Annotated in this window: 16 protein-coding genes and 1 pseudogene; 6 read left to right on the forward strand and 11 right to left on the reverse strand. The window is 73.3% G+C overall.

Going from position 1 to position 20,523, the window contains the following annotated elements:
- Nucleotides 1–110: 110 nt before the first annotated feature.
- Entirely contained in the window at nt 111–1,787 is a 1,677-nt protein-coding gene (locus AC0B9F_RS28780) for a protein kinase domain-containing protein (RefSeq protein ID WP_472007490.1), read from the reverse strand.
- A gap of 339 nt (nt 1,788–2,126) precedes the next feature.
- Here AC0B9F_RS28780 and AC0B9F_RS28785 point away from each other — a divergent pair, with 339 nt between their 5' ends.
- Nucleotides 2,127–3,782 carry a protein kinase domain-containing protein gene (locus AC0B9F_RS28785; RefSeq protein WP_472007491.1) on the forward strand — a complete coding sequence of 552 codons (1,656 nt, stop codon included), beginning with the start codon at nt 2,127–2,129 and terminating at the stop codon, nt 3,780–3,782.
- 151 nt (nt 3,783–3,933) lie between these two features.
- Here AC0B9F_RS28785 and AC0B9F_RS28790 read toward each other — a convergent pair whose 3' ends face one another.
- Nucleotides 3,934–4,479 (reverse strand): bacterial proteasome activator family protein, encoded by a 546-nt coding sequence (locus AC0B9F_RS28790; protein WP_472007492.1) that lies wholly within the window; start codon nt 4,477–4,479, stop codon nt 3,934–3,936.
- Between the two features lie 210 nt (nt 4,480–4,689).
- Between AC0B9F_RS28790 and AC0B9F_RS28795 the strand changes: the two genes are divergently transcribed.
- Nucleotides 4,690–5,550: a hypothetical protein gene (locus tag AC0B9F_RS28795; protein ID WP_472007493.1), complete on the forward strand. Its 861-nt coding sequence runs from the start codon at nt 4,690–4,692 to the stop codon at nt 5,548–5,550.
- Between the two features lie 88 nt (nt 5,551–5,638).
- On the forward strand, nt 5,639–6,196 hold the full coding sequence (locus AC0B9F_RS28800; RefSeq protein WP_472007495.1) for a hypothetical protein: 558 nt from the start codon (nt 5,639–5,641) through the stop codon (nt 6,194–6,196).
- An 8-nt stretch (nt 6,197–6,204) separates the two neighbouring features.
- Here the strand turns inward: AC0B9F_RS28800 and AC0B9F_RS28805 are convergent, their stop codons facing one another.
- Together AC0B9F_RS28805 and AC0B9F_RS28810 are read right to left on the reverse strand one after the other, a co-directional pair.
- Complete coding sequence (locus AC0B9F_RS28805; RefSeq protein WP_472007496.1) at nt 6,205–7,185, reverse strand: NAD(P)H-quinone oxidoreductase; 981 nt, start codon at nt 7,183–7,185, stop codon at nt 6,205–6,207.
- 125 nt (nt 7,186–7,310) lie between these two features.
- Nucleotides 7,311–7,985: pseudogene (locus tag AC0B9F_RS28810) on the reverse strand (potassium channel family protein); the annotation flags it as partial.
- A gap of 121 nt (nt 7,986–8,106) precedes the next feature.
- On the opposite strand from AC0B9F_RS28810, the gene AC0B9F_RS28815 reads away from it, so the two are divergent.
- Nucleotides 8,107–9,225: a potassium channel family protein gene (locus tag AC0B9F_RS28815; RefSeq protein ID WP_472007497.1), complete on the forward strand. Its 1,119-nt coding sequence runs from the start codon at nt 8,107–8,109 to the stop codon at nt 9,223–9,225.
- Nucleotides 9,226–9,381: 156 nt separating this feature from the next.
- Here AC0B9F_RS28815 and AC0B9F_RS28820 read toward each other — a convergent pair whose 3' ends face one another.
- The 5 genes from AC0B9F_RS28820 to pdhA form a co-directional block, all read right to left on the reverse strand.
- Nucleotides 9,382–10,794 (reverse strand): molybdopterin molybdotransferase MoeA, encoded by a 1,413-nt coding sequence (locus AC0B9F_RS28820; protein WP_472007498.1) that lies wholly within the window; start codon nt 10,792–10,794, stop codon nt 9,382–9,384.
- Nucleotides 10,791–11,735: an NTP transferase domain-containing protein gene (locus AC0B9F_RS28825; protein WP_472007499.1), complete on the reverse strand. Its 945-nt coding sequence runs from the start codon at nt 11,733–11,735 to the stop codon at nt 10,791–10,793. The genes AC0B9F_RS28820 and AC0B9F_RS28825 overlap by 4 nt, the downstream gene beginning before the upstream one ends.
- Nucleotides 11,736–11,867: 132 nt before the next feature.
- Entirely contained in the window at nt 11,868–13,397 is a 1,530-nt protein-coding gene (locus AC0B9F_RS28830) for a dihydrolipoamide acetyltransferase family protein (protein WP_472007500.1), read from the reverse strand.
- Nucleotides 13,397–14,401: an alpha-ketoacid dehydrogenase subunit beta gene (locus AC0B9F_RS28835; protein ID WP_472007501.1), complete on the reverse strand. Its 1,005-nt coding sequence runs from the start codon at nt 14,399–14,401 to the stop codon at nt 13,397–13,399. Before AC0B9F_RS28835 ends, AC0B9F_RS28830 begins: the two co-directional genes overlap by 1 nt.
- Entirely contained in the window at nt 14,398–15,546 is a 1,149-nt protein-coding gene (gene pdhA, locus AC0B9F_RS28840) for a pyruvate dehydrogenase (acetyl-transferring) E1 component subunit alpha (protein WP_472007502.1), read from the reverse strand. Before pdhA ends, AC0B9F_RS28835 begins: the two co-directional genes overlap by 4 nt.
- Before the next feature lie 170 nt (nt 15,547–15,716).
- On the opposite strand from pdhA, the gene AC0B9F_RS28845 reads away from it, so the two are divergent.
- On the forward strand, nt 15,717–16,253 hold the full coding sequence (locus tag AC0B9F_RS28845) for an Lrp/AsnC family transcriptional regulator (RefSeq protein ID WP_472007504.1): 537 nt from the start codon (nt 15,717–15,719) through the stop codon (nt 16,251–16,253).
- A 110-nt stretch (nt 16,254–16,363) separates the two neighbouring features.
- Here the strand turns inward: AC0B9F_RS28845 and AC0B9F_RS28850 are convergent, their stop codons facing one another.
- The gene (locus tag AC0B9F_RS28850; protein ID WP_472007505.1) at nt 16,364–16,954 is read right to left on the reverse strand and encodes a TetR/AcrR family transcriptional regulator; all 591 of its coding nucleotides are present in this window, start codon (nt 16,952–16,954) and stop codon (nt 16,364–16,366) included.
- The gene (locus AC0B9F_RS28855) at nt 16,951–18,465 is read right to left on the reverse strand and encodes a 3-hydroxyacyl-CoA dehydrogenase (RefSeq protein ID WP_472007507.1); all 1,515 of its coding nucleotides are present in this window, start codon (nt 18,463–18,465) and stop codon (nt 16,951–16,953) included. The genes AC0B9F_RS28850 and AC0B9F_RS28855 overlap by 4 nt, the downstream gene beginning before the upstream one ends.
- 159 nt (nt 18,466–18,624) lie before the next feature.
- Here AC0B9F_RS28855 and paaN point away from each other — a divergent pair, with 159 nt between their 5' ends.
- Nucleotides 18,625–20,319, forward strand: coding sequence for a phenylacetic acid degradation protein PaaN (gene paaN, locus AC0B9F_RS28860; protein WP_472007508.1), 1,695 nt, complete (start codon nt 18,625–18,627; stop codon nt 20,317–20,319).
- Nucleotides 20,320–20,523: the final 204 nt, after the last annotated feature.

Raw genomic sequence — 20,523 nt, forward strand, 5'->3', positions numbered from 1 at the left:
GCGTGCCGGGGCGGAAACAGCACGCGCGCGTGGCGCCCGGGGAAACAGCACGCGCGCGTGGCGCCCTGAGGGGGCGTCACGCGCGCGTGGGAAGCGGACCGGCCGGGGTGTCAGGGCGTGGCGCCGCTGCCCCCGACGGTGACACCGGTCGTCGTGCCGCTGCCGGTCGTCGTGCCGCCGTTGTTCGTGGTGCCGCCGTCCGACGTGCCGCCGTTGTTCGCCGAACCGCCGTCCGTCGTGGTGCCGCCGTCCGTCGTCCCGCCGTCGGTGGTGCCGCCGTCGGTGGTACCGCCGTTGGTCGTGCCGCCGTCCGTCGGGTTCGAGGACTGCGTGCTGGTGTCCGTCGGCTCGTTCGAGGGCGGGTTGGAGTTCTGCTGTGACGGCGTGTACGAGGGGGTGTACGACGGCCGGTTCCACGAGCCGGAGCCCGACCCGGTGTTGTCGTCCGACGTCCCGCCCGAGCCGTCGTCGGTCGTCTCGTCGCTCGGCGACGGGCTGGGGCTCTCCTGCGTCCGGGACTGGGAGATGCTCGGCGTCGGGCTGGTCTCCGGCTTGCCGCCCTTGGTGTCGGTGCCCTTGACGGCCAGCGCCACACCCGCCGCGATCGCGATCACCGCGAGCACGGCGAGGACCCACAGCTTGCCGCGGCCGCTGCCCTTGTTGCCGCTGCCCTCAAAACCGCCGTCGTCGCCGTTGCCGTACCCGGTGGGCAGGATGGGCTGCGGGATCTGCGCGGTGCCGGGGCCGGGGCCGCCGGGGTGCGCCATGACGGCCGTGTGCGCGAAGCCGCCCGCCGGAGTGTGCCGGCCGTCGTGCACGGCCACCGGGCCGGTGTTCCAGGTGCCGGTGTGGCCGCCCTGGTCGTACAGCATCTGCAGCGCGTACTGGACCAGCCCGCGCATCTCCTCGGCCGTCTGGAAGCGGTCGTCGGGCTCCTTGGCCAGCGACCGCATCACCAGGCCGTCCAGCTCCGGCGGGCAGCCGTCGGACGCCTCGGACGGCGGCGTCGGGATGTCCTGCACGTGCTGGTAGACCACCGACAGCGGGGTCTCGCCGGTGAACGGGGGCCGCAGCGACAGCAGTTCGTACAGCAGGCAGCCCACCGCGTACAGGTCGGAGCGGTGGTCGACGGCCTTGCCGAGCGCCTGCTCCGGCGACAGGTACTGCGGGGTGCCCATCACCATGCCGGTCTGCGTCATCGTCGTCGACGCGCCGTGCAGGGCGCGGGCGATGCCGAAGTCCATCACCTTCACGGCGCCGTTGTCGGTGATGATGACGTTGGCCGGCTTGATGTCGCGGTGCACGATGCCGTGCTGGTGCGAGTAGGCCAGCGCCTCCAGCACCCCGGAGACGATGATGAGCGCCTGCTCGGGGCCCGGCGCCTCGGCGTTGAGCAGCAGGTCGCGGATCGTACGGCCCTCGACCAGCTCCATGACGATGTACGGCACGCTCTGGCCGCCGACGACGTCCTCGCCGGAGTCGTACACGGCGACGATGGCGTGGTGGTTGAGACCGGCCACCGACTGCGCCTCACGCGTGAAGCGGGCCTTGGACACCGGGTCCTCGGCCAGGTCGGCGCGCAGCAGCTTGACCGCGACGGTGCGCCCGAGCCGTACGTCCTCGGCCGCGAACACCTCGGCCATGCCGCCCCGGCCGAGCCGGTGGGTCAGCCGGTACCGGCCGTCGCCGACAAGCCCGCCGTTGCCCCAGTTCTCCGGCGCGTCTGACATACCGCCGCCAGTCGCCTCGGGGTCGGACGGGCCCTGAGCGCGCTGCTGCTGTGCCATCAGTCCTCGCCGTCGTTTCTGCCCGCGGTCCGCGCGGTGTTGTTACGGTCTCCGTCGGCCACGCTACAGCCTCGGCGCAAGACGCCGGTCCCGGATGGACGTGCTGACCGGTACGGGACGGACCGGCCATCAAACCCCGCATCCGTCCGCTCGTGCAAATTCTGTGTACCGGCCGTACGGCGCCTGTAACGCTTCCGCGACGCTTCTTTCGCGTACGGTCACGGATCGGGCACCGAGCTTGACGTGTCAGTGCCCTGCGGCAGACTTGGCCGGGAATAGCACAGTGGATCAACGAAAATCCAAGATCGTCGGCGCCGGAAGGGCTGTGGGGGACGCGAGATGAGCCAGGACGGCGCACAAGGCCGCTATGCGGGGCAGGCGCTCGCGAACGGCCGGTACCAGCTGCGCGATCTGCTCGGCGAGGGCGGCATGGCCTCGGTGCACCTGGCCTACGACGCGGTGCTCGACCGCCAGGTCGCGATCAAGACACTGCACACCGAGCTGGGCCGCGAACAGGCCTTCCGTGAGCGCTTCCGCCGTGAGGCCCAGGCCGTGGCGAAGCTCACGCACACCAACATCGTCTCCGTCTTCGACACCGGCGAGGACGACCTCGGCGGCGCGACGATGCCGTACATCGTCATGGAGTACGTCGAGGGCCGCCCGCTCGGCTCGGTGCTCGGCGACGACATCCGGCAGCACGGCGCGATGCCCGCCGACAAGGCGCTGAAGATCACCGCGGATGTGCTCGCGGCGCTGGAGATCAGCCACGAGATGGGGCTGGTCCACCGCGACATCAAGCCCGGCAACGTGATGATGACCAAGCGCGGCGTGGTCAAGGTGATGGACTTCGGCATCGCGCGCGCGATGCAGTCGGGTGTCACCTCGATGACCCAGACCGGCATGGTCGTCGGCACCCCGCAGTACCTGTCGCCCGAACAGGCCCTCGGCCGCGGCGTCGACGCGCGCAGCGACCTGTACTCGGTCGGCATCATGCTGTTCCAGCTGGTCACCGGGCGGCTGCCGTTCGACGCGGACTCACCGCTCGCGATCGCGTACGCGCACGTGCAGGAGGAGCCCCCGGTCCCCTCCTCGATCAACCGCGCCCTGCCGCCGGCCGTGGACGCGCTGATCACCCGCGCGCTGAAGAAGAACCCGAACGAGCGGTTCCCGACGGCCGAGTCCATGCGCGACGAATGCCTGCGGGTGGCGGCGTCGTTCCAGCCGGCCCCGCCGAGCATCGTTCCCGGCACCCAGTCGCAGAGCGGCGCGGGCGTCGGCTCCGCGGTGTTCCCGCCGCTCGACCAGAGCGCGCCGGCCCCGCACGGCAGCGTCCAGACGCCGTACCAGCCGACGCCGGCCCCGAATGCGACGCCGGTCCCGAATCCCTACGGCGCCACCCCGCCGCCCGCCACGCCGTCCCCGGCGTACGGCTACCCGCAGCAGGGCGGCTACCCGACGCCGTACGCCGCGCAGCAGCAGACTCCCTCGACCCCGCCGCCGTACACCATCTCGCCACAGCCGTCGGCCCCGGCCGGCGGGGGCGGCAAGAGCAACAAGCCGGTGATCATCGGCTCGGTCGTGGTCGCCCTGCTCGCCGTCGGCGGCCTCGTCGTCGCCCTCCTGGCCCACAACGGCAGCAACGACAACCAGGGCAAGGGCGGCGGGACCACCACCCCCACGGCATCGGCCTCCAAGGCGGCCGGCTACCGGGGCCCGGACCTCACGCGCACCGTCGAGAAGGACGAGTGCACCGAGCCGCAGAAGTCGTGGAACGACGAGACCAAGATCCAGCTTCCCGACTTCCGGTACAAGAACATCGACTCGGTGCGGGCCTGCGCGCAGGCCGCCGGCTGGAAGCTCGACATCAAGAAGGTCGACGAGAACACCTACGGCGACGGCGCGGTGACGCTGCAGTTCCCGGCGCCCGGCACGGACATCGACCCCAAGGACGTCGAGATCCAGCTGAACGTCTCCACGGGCAACCCGCCGTCGTAACGGCGCCGAGCTCGCGGACGTACGAAGGGGGCCCGGCGGTCGAACCGCCGGGCCCCCTTCGCGCTGTCGACGGGCATCGGCCGCGTCGGTCCGCGTCACATGCGTCGTTGCGCGTTCAGCGGTCGGTGCGCGTTCACAGGTGGGTGCGCGTTCACAGGTATGGGCCGCCCGTGCGGCCGGCCGCGCGCAGGTCGTCCTGGCCCTCGTGCGTCGCGCCCGGCGGGAGGGCTCGGCGCATCTGCTCCAGCTGGGCCCGCGCCGCCATCTGCTGGGCGAACAGCGTCGTCTGGATGCCGTGGAAGAGACCCTCCAGCCAGCCGACCAACTGGGCCTGCGCGATGCGCAGTTCCGCGTCGGAAGGGGTCACGTCATCCGTGAACGGCAAGGAGAGCCGCTCCAGTTCCTCCACGAGCTCCGGGGCCAGCCCGTCCTCCAGCTCCTTCACCGAGCTGGCGTGGATCTCCTTCAGTCGGGCCCGGCTCGCCTCGTCCAGCGGAGCCACGCGCACCTCCTCGAGCAGCTGCTTGATCATGCTGCCGATGCGCATGACCTTCGCCGGCTGCTCGACCTGCTCCGTCACCGGAGTCTCGCGCGGCTCGTCGTCTGAGTCGGCACCACCGAGCGCCATGCCGTCCTGGCCCACGACCAGGATCTTCTGGGCGTTCTCCGGCGACCTATCGTTCCTCGGCATCTCCATACCGTCATTCTCTCGCACCCCTGTACCTCATCACGGTGGTGCCCCCGACGCAGGTTGATCCACCCTTTCCGCCCGACGGGGCAGTCCGGAATGCCGGGTGTGTCAGGGCATGTCAGGCTTATTCCATCGATCTTGGCGGCCTGTTCCCGGGAGGGGGTCACCGACGTGACTCCATGGCGGCGCGCGACACGCGCGACAAGGGTGTGCGGCGTGCTCGCGGGGGTCGCGGCGAGCGCTCTGGGGGGCGGGGCGGCCACACCGGCCTCCGCGGCCGTACCGGAGTCCGCGCGCGTGCTCCCTGTGATCAGGCTGTCCTTCGCGGCCCCGGTCGCGTACGTCGGCCGGTCCGCGTACGCACCCTCACGCGAGGCGGACCCTTCCCGGGCGCCCGAGAACTCAGGGGACTCCGCGGACTCCGGGGACTCCGCGGGCTCGGTCGACTCCGGGGGTGCCGGCGAGACCGACGGCGCGGACGGCTCCACCGCCACCTCGTCCTCCGGATCGACCGGCGACGACGCGCACGGCTCCGGCTCCGGCTCCGCGCACTCCTCCCGGCCCCGCCCCTCCCACCACTCCCACTCCCCCGCCCGCCCCGATTCCTCCCCCTCCGCCGAACGGCCCGCGCATGCGTCCGCCGCCCCCTTGTCCGCACGGCCCGGCCCCTCCGCGTCCACGGAACCCTCGGCCTCCGCCGACGAGACCCGGCGGGCCGGAAGCAAGGCCGGCGAGGGCCGGGAGCGGCCCGGGCGCGCCCCGGAACCCCTGCGGGACAACACGCGGGACGAAGGGGCGGGGGAGGACGAGGACTCCGGGCAGGGCGTCGGCACCGGCGACGACATGGCCGTACCGCAGGAGACGTCGCAGGACGCCGGGCTCATGCCGTCGGCGTCCGCCCAGCTGCCCGCACGGCAGTCGGCGGTCCGGGCGGCGGGTGCCGTCGACCCGGTACTGCGCATCCTGCCGCTCGGCAGCGGCCTGGTCCTCGTCGGGCTGGGGCTGGCGCTCGGCCTGCTCGCCCTGCGGCTGCGCCGCGGCCCCCGGCTGCCGGGCCCCTGGACCGGAGGCCGCTAGATCCTCACCCCCTTACGTTCCTTGGGTTCCTTACGTTCCTTTCGCTCCAGCTCTTGTCATGGCGGCGTGGGCGAGTAACGTCGATTACATGATTACAACGGATCAGCATGAGCGGTTGCGTGGCTGGTTCGCCGGCCGGCTGCCGGACGATCTCTTCGTCAGGCTGGTGGAGGTGACGGTGGACCGCGAGGAGATCACCGTCATCGGGGAGATACCGCAGCCCCGGCTGCCCGACGCCGCCTCGGCCGTCGAGCGGGAAGCTGCCGTACGGGGCCGGGTGCAGGAGTTCCGGGAGCGGACCCGTGAGGAGCGGATCGGTGTGGCGCGCGACGCCGAGCACCAGTTCCGCAGGAAGGTCTCGTGGGGCGTCGAGTGCGGCGGTGAGCGGGTGATGTTCACGCAGGTCGCCGCCCCGGTGATGACCCGGCTGCGCCAGCCCGAGCGGCAGGTGCTCGACACCCTGGTCGCCGGTGGCGTGGCCCGCAGCCGCAGCGACGCGCTCGCCTGGTGCGTACGGCTGGTGCGGCGGCACAGCGACGACTGGCTGACCGAGCTGCGGGACTCCCTGGAACACGTGCAGCGCGTCCGCGCCCAGGGCCCCGACGCCGAGCCCGCGGACGGACCCGGCGACGGGAGTGAGGGCTAGGTTCCCTCTCAGGGAGCGATCAGCAGCACCTTGCCGATGTGTCCGCTCTCCTCCACGACCCGGTGCGCGGCGGCCGCGTCGCTCATCGGCAGCTCACGGTCGACGACGGGACGCACCTGCCCGGCGGCCAGCAACGGCCACACGTGCTCGCGTACGGCCGCGACGATGGTCGCCTTCTCGCCCAGCGGCCGGGCCCGCAGCGACGTCGCGCTGATCGCGCCGCGCTTGCTCAGCAGGGCGCCGATGTTCAGTTCGCCCTTGACGCCGCCCTGCATACCGATGATCGCGAGCCGGCCGTTGACGGCGAGCGCGCGGACATTGCGGTCGAGGTACTTGGCGCCCATGTTGTCGAGGATGACGTCCGCGCCGGCCCCGTCGGTGGCCCCCCGGACCTCCTCGACGAAGTCCTGCTCGCGGTAGTTGACCAGGATGTCCGCGCCCAGCTCGGCGCAGTACTCCAGCTTCTCCTTCGTGCCCGCCGTCACCGCGACCTTCGCGCCGACCGCCTTGGCGAGCTGGATCGCCATCGTGCCGATGCCACTGGACCCACCGTGCACCAGCAGCGTCTCGCCGGGGCTCAGCCGGGCGACCATGAAGACGTTCGACCAGACCGTGCTGACGACCTCGGGCAGCGCGGCGGCCTGCCTCAGGTCCACGCCCCGCGGCACCGGCAGCAGCTGCCCGGCCGGCACGGCGACCTTCTCGGCGTAGCCACCGCCCGACAGCAGCGCGCACACCTCGTCACCGACGCTCCAGCCGGACACGCCCGGGCCCACGGCGGCGATCCGGCCGGAGCACTCCAGGCCGGGGTACGGCGACGCGCCCGGCGGCGGTTCGTAGAAGCCCTGCCGTTGCAGGATGTCGGCGCGGTTGACGGCGCTGGCCACCACCTCGACCAGGACCTCGCCCTCGCCGGGCACCGGGTCGGGGACCTCGTCCCACACCAGTGCCTCGGGACCACCAGGTTCGGGAATCGTGATCGCATGCATGGGGGCGACGCTACTCCTGCGCCCTCCCGCACGCGGGTGACGCCATCACTCCTGCGCCGTCCTCCCACACGCCGGGGACGCCACCCCCTGGGGAACGTATCGGGTGCGGCCCGTGCGGGCCGGGCTCAGACCCACGTCGGACCGGGGCTCTCCTGGGCCTCCGGGGCGCGCACGATCGTGATGACCCGGTCCGTCGACTGGAGTACACCGACGGCCGGATCGTCGTAGCCGAGCACCCGGTGCCCGCGGACGACGCTCACCACCAGGTCGGCCGTCTCGCGCGGACTGCGGCCCGCCTCCGCCTTGGTGACCGGCCGCTCCACCAGGTCGAGCCCGCTGCCCTGCTGGATGAGGTCCTCCATGACCAGTCCCGCCGCCGGACTGAGGACGGACAGCCCCAGCAGCCGGCCCGCGGCACCCGCGCTGGTGATGACCTCGTCGGCGCCCGACTGCTTCAGCAGCGGCGCGTTCTCCTCCTCGCGCACCGCGGCCACGATCGTCGCCCGCGGGTTGAGCTGCCGGGCCGTCAGCGCCACCAGGACGGCCGTGTCGTCGCGCTGGGTCGCGATGATGATCCGCGCCGCCCGCTGCACCTCCGCCCGGCGCAGCACGTCACTGCGGGTGCCGTCGCCGACCACGCCCGTGTAGCCCTCGGAGGTCGCGGCGTCGACCACCTTCGCCGACGGGTCGATCACGACGACCCGTTCCTTCTTCAGCCCCGTCGCGCACACGGTCCGGATCGCCGACCGCCCCTTGGTGCCGAACCCGACGACAACGGTGTGCTCGCGCACGAGGGCCCTCCCGGTTCGTGTTGGATCCCGACGGGCACGGTCCCGTCCGCAACCATGGTGCCGTCCGAACGGATCAACGAGGCAGGGGCACGGGAATGTCAGGGGGCACGGGAATGTCAGAGGGCACACGATGAGGGCCGGGCACCGACCGACGCGTGGCACGCGGACGTCGTCGCTGCTGCGGTCCGTCTGGTACCGCAAACGCACCGAGGCCCGCGACGACGCCGAGGCCGGCCGGACCATCACCATGCCGACCCAGACCGTGACACCCCCACTCCAGCAGGTCCTGCGGCGTCTCGCCATGGGCCTGCTGGTCCTGGTCGTCACCACACTGATCGTCTACGCCGACCACGAGGGTTACCGCGACAGCGCGGACAACTCCGTGGGCCTGCTGGACTCGGCCTACTACGCCACCGTCACCCTCTCCACGACCGGCTACGGCGACATCACCCCGGTCGGCGACGCCGCCCGGCTGGTGAACATCCTCGTCATCACGCCCCTGCGCGTGCTGTTCCTGATCATCCTGGTCGGCACCACCCTGGAGGTCCTCACCGAGCGCACCCGCCACCAGGTCCGCATCCACCGCTGGCGCGCCCGCACGCAGGACCACGTAGTGGTCATCGGATACGGCACGAAGGGCCGCCACGCCGTGCAGACGCTCGTCGGACAGGGCGTCCCCAAGGACCGGATCGTCGTCGTGGACGCCGAGCGGAAGGCGGCGAACGCGGCCTCCGACGACGGCCTGGTCTCCGTCATCGGTGACGCCACCCGCTCCGAGACCCTGCTCAAGGCGGAGGTGCAGCGGGCCGGCCGGGTCATCGTCGCCCCCCAGCGCGACGACACCGCCACCCTCGTCACGCTCACCGCACGCCAGCTCAACCGGCGCGCCACCATCGTCGCCGCGGTACGGGAGGACGAGAACGCGCCGCTGCTCAAACAGTCGGGCGCGGACACGGTCATCACCACGTCCAGTTCGGCGGGGCGCCTGCTCGGGGTGTCCATGGTGAGCCCGTCCGTGGCCAGGACCCTGGAGGACCTGATGACCCTGGGCAGCGGGCTGGACCTGGCCGAGCGGGCGGTCACGGCGGAGGAGGTCGGGAAGAGGCCGCGGGCCTGCGCCGACGTGGTGGTGGCGGTCGTCCGCGGCAAGCAGTTGCTGGACTACACCGATCCCCGGCTCGCCGAACTGCGCGCCGGCGACCGGGTGATCACGGTCAGCCGGGCGGCGCCGGTCGCGGAACAGAGCTGAGACGAGTGCGGGCCGGCTGAGGCGCGTACGGACCGGCTACGAGTGCCGGCCGGCTGAGGCGCGTGCGGGCCGGCCACCGCGCGTGTCGTTTCACGTGAAACCGGCCGGATGGGTGAGCGGTGACGTTTCACGTGAAACTGCCCGGGCCCTGGTGTTTCACGTGAAACAGACCCCGATCCCCCCGGTCGCCCACGGCAGGTCGAGCATTTCGGTCTCCCGTCCCTGTCCGGCGCCGCCCGGCGGGACGACGGCGAGGGCGTCCGCCGCGGCGATGCCGCGCAGCATGGCCGGGCCGTTGTAGTGCAGCGGCACGGCCTGGTCGCCACGCAGGACGACGGGCACCAGCCGCGTGTCGTACGGGTGCCCGTGCACCGCGTCCCGCAGCGGCAGCGTGTACCCCTCGGGCACCGGATGGGCCGCGAGCGCGCGCAGCAGCGGCTCGGCGAGCGTGAGCAGGCCGGACACCGCGGCGAGGGGGTTGCCGGGCAGCCCGACGAGATGCCGCCCGTCCTGGAGACGGGCCAGCAGCATCGGGTGCCCGGGGCGCACCTTGACCCCGTCGACCAGCAGCTCGGCGTCGATGCGGCGCAGTGTGGGGTGGACGTGGTCCACGGGGCCCGCGGCGGTGCCGCCGGTGGTGACGATCAGGTCGGCGTCCGACGTGGTGACGGCGGTGTGCAGGGCCTCGGCCTCGTCCCCGAGCCGTCGGACGGCGGTGACCTCGGCGCCGAGCGCCCGCAGCCACGGCGGCAGCAGCGGTCCGAGGGCGTCGCGGATCAGCCCGTCGTGCGGCAGCCCTTCGGTGAGCAGCTCGTCCCCGAGGACGAGCACGTCGACGCGCGGTCGGCGTACCACGGTGAGGGTGTCGTATCCGGCGGCGGCGGCCAGACCGAGGACGGCCGGGGTGACGAGGGCGCCGGCGGGCAGCAACTGGTCGCCGCTGCGGCATTCCTGGCCTCGTGGGCGGATGTCCTGGCCGGTGACGATCTCCCGGGTGGAGTGCAGCCGGTCCTTGTCGTCGGTGCGGCCGTGTTCGCTGCGCAGCACGGCGCTGGTGTCCGCGGGGACGCGAGCGCCCGTGGCGATGCGAACGGCTTCCCCGTCGACGAGCGGTGCGGGTTCGCCGTGTCCGGCGAGCACGCCGGTCTCGCGGACGTCCCAGGGGCCCGGCCCGGCGACCGCCCAGCCGTCCATCGCCGAGGTGTCGAAGGAGGGAAGGTCGGTGAGGGCGGTCAGCGGGGCGGCCAGGCTGAGGCCGAGGGCGTCGGCCAGGGGCACGGAAACCGTCGCGTCGCGCAGGTCGCGCCGCCGTCCGGCGCGGGCGGCGATCGCCCGGGCATCGTGCCAGGGGGTGGCCTTGTGACGGGCGCGCGGGTCGGCGTTGCCGTGCCGGTCGGGTGTCTGCGGCCCGGAGGCGGGTGCGGGAACGTGGTCGCCGGCGCCGGTGCTGTGTCCGGCCCGGTCCGGGTGGGGCCGTTCGGGCAGGGACTGGTCCTTGACCAGGGCGAGCGCCTCCTCGACGTCGAGGTCGTCGGCGTCCCGCTCGTCCCGGACACCGCGGGCGGTCATCCGGCGTCCGGGCGGGTGTCGGGCGTGGCGTCCGGGGCCACGTCGGGCTTGTCGTCGCCTTCGCCGGCCCAGCGCTGGGCGAGGGCCGCGGCCTTGTGGGCGGCGTCGGCGACGGCCTGTGGGCCGCCTCCGGCGCGGGCGGCCGCGTAGCCGACGAGGAAGGTGGTCAGCGGGGCCGCGGGCCGGGCCACGCCGTGGGCCGCGTCGCGGGCGAGGTCGAGCAGGACGCCGGTGTCGACGTCGAGGTCGATGCCCAGCTCGTCCTTGACCGTGGAGATCCATTCATCCAACACGTGCCCATGCTCCCTGATGCGTGCTCTGGCGGTGGCGATGTCGTCCCAGGTGTCGCAGTCGAAAGACGCGACCGGGTCGGTGATGCGGGTGAGGTCGAGGTGGGCGGTCAGCCGCCGCAGGGGCAGACCGGTGAGGCCGCCGTGCTCGGTGCCGAGAAGGGTGAGGGCACGGCGCAGGACGGCGGCGCGGTAGGCGGCGACGAGCGGCTGGTCCCGGCCGTCGGGGTCGCTGAGCAGCACGCCGTCGACGGAGGTCTCGCGCAGGGTGGCGAGCAGCCGGGCGACCGTGTGGCGGTCGAGGAAGGGCAGATCGGCGGAGAGCAGCAGCACCCGGTCGGCGGTGGTGTGCCGCAGCCCGGCGCCGAGGGCGGCGAGCGGTCCGCCGCCGGGGGGGTCCTCGCGCGCCCAGGTGACCGGGCGGGCGGTGGGCCGGGGGTCGGCGACGACGACGGTGGTGCGGGCGTCGGCGCAGGCCGTGAGAACGCGGTCGAGCAACGCCCGGCCACCCACGCGCACCCCTGGTTTGTCGGCGCCGCCGAGCCGCCGGGCGCCGCCGCCGGCCAGGACGACGGCGTCGTAGCTGGCCGGGGCGGGGCCGTCGTCGGGGCCGGGGCCGGGGCCGGGGCCGGGGGGCTCGTAGGCGGTCACCCCCCGAGTATGCGCGTCGCCTCGATCACAGGAAACGCGGGAGCGCCACCGCGGTCCGGGCGGACGGCGTAGCTTCCGCCGCCGGCCGGGGTGCGTGGCCCCGGCCGCTTCGGCGCCCCGACCGCCTTGGCCTCACAGGGTGCGCAGCAGCACCGCCGGTTGTTCCACGCAGTCGGCGACGTAGCGCAGGAAGCCGCCCGCCGTGCCGCCGTCGCACACCCGGTGGTCGAAGGTGAGCGAGAGCTGGACGACCTGGCGGACCGCCAGTTCGCCCTCGTGGACCCACGGTTTGGGCACGATGCGGCCGACGCCGAGCATGGCCGCCTCGGGGTGGTTGATGATCGGCGTGGAGCCGTCGACGCCGAACACGCCGTAGTTGTTCAGCGTGAAGGTGCCGCCGGTCAGTTCGGCGGGCGTGAGCGTCCCGGTCCGGGCGGACTCGGTCAGCCGGGCGAACTCCGCGGTGAGCGACTCGGCGTCACGGGCGTGCGCGTCACGGACGACGGGCACGACCAGCCCGCGGTCGGTCTGCGCGGCGAAGCCGAGGTGCACCTGGTCGAGCTGGACGACCTCCCGGGCCTCGGCGTCGACGGTGGAGTTCAGCTCGGGGAACCGGGCGAGAGCGGCGGTGCAGACGCGGGCGAGCAGGGCGATCAGGGAGATCTTCGGCCCGCCGGAGGCGTTCATCGCGGCGCGGGCCCGCATCAGCTCGGTCGCGTCGGCGTCCACCCAGCAGGTCGCGTCGGGGATCTCCCGGCGGCTGCGGGACAGCTTGTCGGCGACCGCCCCGCGGACGCCCTTGAGCGGCGTGCGGATGCCGCCGACGGGCGCGGACGAGACCCGGGAGGCGGGCGCCGCGGTCGGCGCTGGAGCACCGGCGGTCGCGGTCGTCCCCCGCGTGGACGGTTCGGCGGCCGGACGGCTCGGTTGCGCCGCCGCGGCCCGCAGCGCGTACTCGACGTCCGCGCGCAGGATCAGCCCGTCGGGTCCGGAGCCGTGCAGTTCCCGCAGGTCCAGGCCGTTGTCCCGGGCGAGCCGTCGCACCAGCGGGGAGATGACGGGCACCGGGCCCTCGTGGTGCGGCCCGTCGGCCGCGCTCCCGGCGTGGGAGGTGTCGGGCTGGACGATCCCCGGCTCCCGGAAGCCGGCCATGCCCGGCTCCGGGCGGGCCGCCCCGGACGCCCGGTCGGGCGCCGGTGTGCCCCGTGCCGGCGCGGACGCGCCGCCCGGCGTGCCCGGCCCGGTGAGCCCGGCCGGCCGTACCCGGCGGCGGCGGGCGGGGGGTGCGCCGGTGCCGTAGCCGACGAGGACGTTGCCCGAGCCCTCGGCCGCGGCGGCGGCCGTCCGGGAGCCCTCGGCGGTGGCGGACCGGCCGGCCCCGGCGTGCGCGTCACCGCTGTCGTCGCCGCAGGCGGGGGCACCCACGGCCACCGTCAGCAGGGGCGAACCGACGGGCAGTTCCTCGCCCTCCTCGCCGAAGCGGGCGGTGACCACGCCGCCGTAGGGGCAGGGCACCTCGACCATCGCCTTGGCGGTCTCGACCTCGACGACGGGCTGGTCGATGGCGACGACGTCACCGACCTGGACCAGCCAGCGCACGATCTCCGCCTCGGTGAGCCCCTCCCCGAGGTCGGGGAGCTTGAACTCCAGCACCTGTGCCATCAGCCCTCGGCCTCCCACTGCAGACGCGCCACGGCGTCCAGGATCCGGTCGACGCCGGGAAGGTGGTGCCGCTCCAGCATGGGCGGCGGGTAGGGGATGTCGAAACCGGCCACGCGCAGCACCGGCGCCTCGAGGTGGTGGAAGCAGCGCTCGGTGACCCGGGCCGCGATCTCCCCGCCGGGGCCGCCGAAGCCGCCCGACTCGTGGACGACGACCGCGCGTCCGGTGCGCCGTACCGACGCGGACACGGTCTCGTCGTCGAACGGCACCAGGGAGCGCAGGTCGACGACCTCGAGGTCCCAGCCCTCGGTGCGGGCGGCCTCGGCAGCCTCCAGGCACACGGGCACCGACGGGCCGTAGGTGATCAGAGTGGCGCTGCTGCCGGGGCGGCGCACCACCGCACGCCCTATCGGCTCCACGCGCGTGGGCTCGTCGGGGTTCCAGGAGTCCTTCGACCAGTACAGCCGCTTGGGTTCGAGGAAGACGACCGGGTCGTCGGAGGCGATGGCCGCGCGCAGCAGCCCGTAGGCGTCGGCGACGGTGGCGGGCGTGACGACATGGAGCCCCGGAGTCGCCATGTAGTACGCCTCGGAGGAGTCGCTGTGGTGCTCGACGCCGCCGATGCCACCGCCGTAGGGGACGCGGATCGTGATCGGCAGGGGCATCTTGCCGCGGGTGCGGTTGCGCATGCGGGCGACATGGCTGACGAGCTGTTCGAACGCGGGGTAGGCGAACGCGTCGAACTGCATCTCGACGACCGGGCGCAGGCCGTACATGGCCATGCCGACGGCCGTGCCGAGGATGCCGGCCTCGGCGAGCGGGGTGTCGGTGCAGCGGTCGTCGCCGAACTCCTTGGCCAGGCCGTCGGTGACGCGGAAGACACCACCGAGGGTGCCGACGTCCTCGCCCATGACGTGCACGGCGGGGTCGGCCGCCAGCGCGTCGCGCAACGCGCGCGTGAGGGCCTGCGCCATGGTGGCGGGCTTGACGGCGACGGTCGTCATCGGTGGTTCCCTTCCTGACCGGCGTCCTGCTCGGCCGCCAGCTCGGCCTCCAGCAGTGCCCGCTGCTCGCGCAGCTGGGGTGTGGGCTCGGCGAAGACGTGGTCGAACAGGTCGGCGGGGTCGAGCCGCGGGTCGCGGTTCATGCGCTCACGCAGGTCGGCGGCGAGGGCCTCGGCGTCCTGACGGGCGGCCTCGATGCCGGCCTCGTCGAGAAGTCCGCGCTCGGTCAGCTCGTGCTCCAGCAGCTGGATCGGGTCGTGCGCGCGCCAGGCGTCGACCTCGCCGTCGCCGCGGTAGCGGGTGGCGTCGTCGGCGTTGGTGTGGGCCTCGACGCGGTAGGTGACCGCCTCGACGAGGGTGGGCCCGCCGCCCGCACGCGCGTGCCGCACGGCGTCGGAGAGGACCTCGTGCACGGCCGCGGCGTCGTTGCCGTCGACGAGGCGGCCGGGCATGCCATAGCCGACGGCCTTGTGGGCCAGGGTGGGCGCGGCGGTCTGCTTGGCGAGCGGGACGGAGATGGCGAAGCCGTTGTTCTGGACCAGGAAGACGACCGGGGCCTGCCAGACGGCGGCGAAGTTCAGCGCCTCGTGGAAGTCGCCCTCACTGGTGCCGCCGTCGCCGACCAGGGCCAGGGCGACCACGTCGTCGCCCTTGAGGCGGGCGGCGTGCGCGAGACCGACGGCGTGCGGGAGCTGGGTGGCCAGCGGGGTGGACAGGGGGGCGACGCGGTGCTCGTAGGGGTCGTAGCCGGTGTGCCAGTCGCCGCGCAGCAGGGTGAGCGCCTCGACCGGGTCCACGCCGCGGGCGATGGCGGCGAGCGTGTCGCGGTAGCTGGGGAAGAGCCAGTCCTGCTCCCGCAGCGCGAGAGCGGCGGCGACCTCGCAGGCCTCCTGGCCGGTGCTGGAGGGGTAGACGGCGAGCCGGCCCTGCTTGGTGAGGGCGGTGGCCTGGGCGTTGTAGCGGCGGCCGCGCACCAGGTGCGCGTACAGACGGCGCAGCAGGTCGGGGTCGGCCTTGGCGGCGGCCTCGGTGCCGAGGACGCGGTAGGGCTCGGTGTCGGGCAGCAACGGCGCGGGGTCCGTGCGGGGCTGCCAGGCGGGCGGCGGCGAGGGCTTGTACGCGCCTCGCTGCTCCATGACCGTCATGACGGCACCTCCTCGTGGGCGGCTGTAGGCGCAGCCTCTGTGATGCGCCTCACCTACCGATTGTTCGGTCGTCGGCACATTTTGGCTACGGGTGGCCTCAGGCTGTGGACAAACGGTTCTCCACAGCTTGGGATGAACGCAGTACGTCCATGACGGGAAGGTGGGGGGACATGGGATCTGAACAAATGGCCGACCCCCCGGGCGCCGCGGCGACCCCGCCGGCCCCCGCGAGCCCGGCCGGCGGCACCGCCCCGCAGCCCGCGCGGCCGCTGGACGCCATCGACCACGACATCCTCAGGATGCTCCAGGCCGACGGCCGCGCCTCGATACGGTCGGTCGCCGAGCGGGTCCACGTCTCGCGCGCCAACGCCTACGCGCGCATCAACCGTCTCGTCGAGGACGGCGTCATCCGCGGGTTCGGCGCCCGCGTCGACCACGAACGGGCGGGGCAGGGCACCTCCGCGTACATCACGCTGAACATCGTGCAGAACTCCTGGCGGACGGTGCGCGAGCAGTTGCGGCAGTTGCCCGGCGCGTCCCACATCGCCCTGGTGGGCGGCGACTTCGACGTCCTGCTGCTCGTGCACACCCCGGACAACCGGGCGCTGCGCGAGGTGGTGCTCACCCGGCTCCAGGCGATCCCGGAGGTGCTCAGCACGCGCACGCTGCTGGTGTTCGAGGAGGAGGACCTGGAACCGCAGGGCTGAGCGCGAGGTTCTTCTTCGAGCCGTCAGATGCCGGCCATGGCCGCGCCCAGCATCGGTGCGAACGTCATCGGGAGCAGCACGCGCGCGTACTCGCCCACGGCTCCCGTCGGTCAGTCCGCCCGGCGCAGCCCCCCGAAGACCAGGAGCGCGACCGCGTCGCCGACCTCCCGTTCACTCATGCCGCGGCCGTCGGGCCGGTACCACTCCACGATGGAGTTGATCATGCCGAAGACCAGCCGGGTCGCGAGGCGCACCTCCACATCGCCGCGCACGTCCCCGTCCGCGGCCGCCGCCTTCAGCAGTTCGGCGACCCGGTGGTCGAACTCGCGGCGCCGCTCCAGTGCCCACCGCTCGGTGGTGGTGTTGCCGCGCACCCGCAGCAGCAGCGTCACATACGGCAGTTCGCCGATGAGCACCTCGACCATGCGCCGGACGACGTACTCCAGCCGGTCCGCGGCGCGCCCCACGCACGCGTGCTCCTCGTCGAGGATCGCGAACAGCCCGTCCAGCGCGCGGCTCACCGCGCGCTGCAGCAGCTCCTCCTTGCCGGTGACGTGGTGGTAGATCGACGACTTGGAGATACCGGCCGCTTTGGACAGGTGCTCCATGGAAGTGCCGTCGTAGCCACGTTCGTTGAAGACGCGCACGGCCACGGACAGCAGCGTCTCCGGGGTGTACGTGTCGCGCTTGGCGGTGGTCATGGGGTGCCCTCCCGCGAGTCGGCGGCGTGCGCGTGGCGGTACAGCGCGAGGGAGGGCGCGTAACGGCTTGACGGCTCGCGCAGACTCAGCTCCTCCAGCAGGTCGTGCACCCAGGTGGCGCCCACCCGGCGGCTCCATTCGAAGGGACCGAGGGGGTAGTTGACGCCGAGGCGCATCGCGGTGTCGATGTCCTCCTCGGTGGCCACGCCCTTGGCGACCGCGTCGTGCGCGAGGTCGACGATCCGGGCGACCGTGCGGGCGACGATCATGCCGGGGACGTCGCCGATGAGGCTGACCTTCTTGCCGAGCGCCTGGAAGAGCCCGGTCGCCTCGGCGACGGTCTGCGCGGAGGTGTCCTGCGAGGCGGACAGGGCGATGCGGCCGGCCCTGCGGTAGTCCAGGGCGAGGTCGAAGTAGACGACGTCGCGGAACTCCACGGACGTCTGGCCGTCGGCGAGGGTGAGCTGGCCGCCGCTGGGCAGCACCAGGCGGGTGCCGTTGTCCTCGTCCTCCTCGCGGACCTGGATGCCCGCCTCGCGGATCAGCGCGAGCAGCTCGGAGGCCGGGCCGAGGTCACCCTCGGCGACGACGTAGGCGGGCGCCTTGCGCGGCTCGGCGGTGTGCGGTTCGGGCCGCTCGGCGCCTTCCCGGTAGTCGTACCAGCCCTGGCCGCTCTTGCGGCCGAGCCGGCCGGACTCCACCAGGCGCCGCTGGGCGAGGGAGGGGGTGAAGCGCACGTCCTGGAAGAAGGCCTGCCAGACCGACTGCGTGACCGACTCGTTCACGTCCTGCCCGATCAGGTCGGTCAGTTCGAAGGCGCCCATCTTGAAGCCGCCCGACTCGCGCAGCACGGCGTCGATGGTGGCCGGATCGGCGCCCTGCGACTCCAGGACGGCGAACGCCTCCGCGTAGAAGGGCCGCGCGATGCGGTTGACGATGAAGCCGGGGGTGTCGGCGCAGGCGACCGGTGTCTTGCCCCAGGCGCGGGCGGTCTCGTACGCGCGCGTGGCGGAGGTGACGTCGGTGGCGTACCCGGAGACGACCTCGACCAGCGGCAGCAGCGGCGCGGGGTTGAAGAAGTGCAGACCGACGAGGCGGCCGGGCTGGCGCAGGGCGCCGCCGATCGCGGTGACGGACAGGGAGGAGGTGTTGGTGGCGAGCAGGCAGTCCTCGCCGACGACGTCCTCCAGGTCCCTGAAGAGCTGCTGCTTGACGTCCAGCCGCTCCAGGACCGCCTCGACGACGAGCGCGCAGTCGGCGAGGCCGGCCAGGGTGTCGGCGGGCGTGAGCCGGGCGCGGGCCGCGTCGCGGGCGGCGGCGCTGAGCCGCTCCTTCTCGACGAGCCGGTCGAGGCGGGCGCCGATCGCTTCGGCCGCTTGACGGGCGCGTTCCGGCACGGCGTCGTACAGCCGCACGGGGTGGCCCGCGACCAGCGCTACCTGGGCGATGCCCTGGCCCATGGTGCCGGTGCCGACGACGGCCACGGGGCTGCTGAGGTCGAGTGCTGTCATGTGCGCGATCCTCCCGCACGGGGTTTTCCACAGATGCGGCAGGCCCCCTTGTCCCGACCGATCGTTCGGTTACTCTAACTCTGTCCTGCTGTTCCCGCCCATGGTTTCGCCCAGGCCGTGAACTCGACGAGGAGTTCTCGAGACAGGAGTTGGTCCCGCATGGCCGCCGAACTGACCGCGCACGACCTGATCGCCAGGCACCGGCCCACCCTCGACCAGGCGCTCGAGGCCATCCGCACGCGCGCGTACTGGTCCCCGCACCCCGAGCACCCCAAGGCCTACGGCGAAGAGCACGGCAGCCTGGACGCCGCCGCGGGCAAGGCCGCCTTCGACGCCCTGCTGGGCGGCCGCCTCGACCTGGACCAGCCCGGCACCGACGACTGGGTCGGCGGCGAGGTCTCGCCGTACGGCATCGAGCTGGGCGTGACCTACCCGCACGCGGACCTCGACGTGCTGCTGCCCGCGATGAAGGCCGGGCAGCGCGCCTGGCGGGACGCGGGCCCGCAGCTGCGGGCGGCGGTCTGTGTGGAGATCCTCAAGCGGATCAGCGACCGGACCCACGAGTTCGCGCACGCGGTCATGCACACCTCAGGCCAGGCGTTCATGATGGCGTTCCAGGCGGGCGGCCCGCACGCGCAGGACCGCGGCCTGGAGGCGGTGGCGTACGCGTACGCGGAGCAGACGCGCACGCCCGAGGCCGCCGAGTGGTCCAAGCCGCAGGGCAAGCGGGACCCGCTGACGCTCACCAAGGAGTTCACGCCGGTTCCGCGTGGCATCGGCCTGGTCATCGGCTGCAACACCTTCCCGACCTGGAACGGCTACCCGGGCCTGTTCGCCTCCCTGGCCACCGGCAACGCCGTGCTGGTCAAGCCGCACCCGCGCGCGGTGCTGCCGCTGGCGCTCACCGTGCAGATCGCGCGCCAGGTGCTCACCGAGGCCGGCTTCGACGCCAACCTGGTGGCGCTGGCCGCCGAGCGGCCCGGCGAGGGCATCGCCAAGGCCCTCGCCACGCGCCCGGAGATCCGGATCATCGACTACACCGGCTCGACGTCCTTCGGCGACTGGCTGGAGGCCCACGCCCGCCAGGCGCAGGTCTACACCGAGAAGGCCGGCGTCAACACGGTGATCGTCCAGTCCACCGACAACTACCAGGGCATGCTCGCCAACCTGGCGTTCTCGCTGTCCCTGTACAGCGGCCAGATGTGCACCACGCCGCAGAACCTGCTCATCCCGCGCGAGGGCATCCACACCGACGCGGGCCCCCGGTCCTACGACGAGGTGGTCGCCGACCTCGCGCAGGCCGTGGACGGCCTGCTCGGCGACGACGCCCGCGCGAACGCCCTGCTCGGCGCGATCGTCAACCCCGACGTCAAGGCCCGTCTGGAGGCAGCGGCCGGCCTCGGCGAGGTCGCCCTCGCCTCCCGTGAGGTCGCCAACCCGGAGTTCCCCGACGCGGTCGTGCGCACCCCGGTGATCGTCAAGCTGGACGGCGCCAAGCCGGACGACGAGGCCGCCTACATGAGCGAGTGCTTCGGGCCGGTGTCCTTCGCCGTCGCCGTCGACTCGCTCACCGACGCCGTGGAGCTGCTGCGGCGCACGGTCCGCGAGAAGGGCGCGATGACCGTAGGGGCGTACACCACCGACAGCGAGGCCGCGCGGCAGATCGAGGAGGTCTGCCTGGAGGAGGCCGCCCAGCTGTCGTTCAACCTCACCGGCGGGGTGTACGTGAACCAGACGGCGGCCTTCTCCGACTTCCACGGCTCGGGCGGCAACCCGGCGGCCAACGCCGCGCTGACCGACGGAGCCTTCGTGGCCAACCGCTTCCGCGTGGTCGAGGTGCGCCGGGAGGCGTAGGACCGTCGGGGTGCCCCCCACGGCGGGCACCGGCCCACCGGGGGGCGGCGCTCCCCGGCCACAGGCGCAACGGGGCGCGCCCCCGGTGGCCACAAGCCCAGCAGGGGGCGCCTCCGGCGGGCGCAAGCCCAGCAGGATGCACCTCCGGCGGCCACAAGCCCAGCGGGACGCCCCTCCCGGCGGCACAAGCCCAGCCGGGGGGGG

This window comes from Streptomyces sp. NPDC097129, from assembly GCF_055668065.1.

Coding starts and splice junctions, on each gene's coding strand:
- AC0B9F_RS28780 (WP_472007490.1), bottom strand. CDS start 1,787: ATGGCACAGCAGCAGCGCGCTCAGGGCCCGTCCGACCCCGAGGCGACT.
- AC0B9F_RS28785 (WP_472007491.1), top strand. CDS start 2,127: ATGAGCCAGGACGGCGCACAAGGCCGCTATGCGGGGCAGGCGCTCGCG.
- AC0B9F_RS28790 (WP_472007492.1), bottom strand. CDS start 4,479: ATGGAGATGCCGAGGAACGATAGGTCGCCGGAGAACGCCCAGAAGATC.
- AC0B9F_RS28800 (WP_472007495.1), top strand. CDS start 5,639: ATGATTACAACGGATCAGCATGAGCGGTTGCGTGGCTGGTTCGCCGGC.
- AC0B9F_RS28805 (WP_472007496.1), bottom strand. CDS start 7,185: ATGCATGCGATCACGATTCCCGAACCTGGTGGTCCCGAGGCACTGGTG.
- AC0B9F_RS28815 (WP_472007497.1), top strand. CDS start 8,107: ATGAGGGCCGGGCACCGACCGACGCGTGGCACGCGGACGTCGTCGCTG.
- AC0B9F_RS28820 (WP_472007498.1), bottom strand. CDS start 10,794: ATGACCGCCCGCGGTGTCCGGGACGAGCGGGACGCCGACGACCTCGAC.
- AC0B9F_RS28830 (WP_472007500.1), bottom strand. CDS start 13,397: ATGGCACAGGTGCTGGAGTTCAAGCTCCCCGACCTCGGGGAGGGGCTC.
- AC0B9F_RS28835 (WP_472007501.1), bottom strand. CDS start 14,401: ATGACGACCGTCGCCGTCAAGCCCGCCACCATGGCGCAGGCCCTCACG.
- pdhA (WP_472007502.1), bottom strand. CDS start 15,546: ATGACGGTCATGGAGCAGCGAGGCGCGTACAAGCCCTCGCCGCCGCCC.
- AC0B9F_RS28845 (WP_472007504.1), top strand. CDS start 15,717: ATGGGATCTGAACAAATGGCCGACCCCCCGGGCGCCGCGGCGACCCCG.
- AC0B9F_RS28850 (WP_472007505.1), bottom strand. CDS start 16,954: ATGACCACCGCCAAGCGCGACACGTACACCCCGGAGACGCTGCTGTCC.
- AC0B9F_RS28855 (WP_472007507.1), bottom strand. CDS start 18,465: ATGACAGCACTCGACCTCAGCAGCCCCGTGGCCGTCGTCGGCACCGGC.
- paaN (WP_472007508.1), top strand. CDS start 18,625: ATGGCCGCCGAACTGACCGCGCACGACCTGATCGCCAGGCACCGGCCC.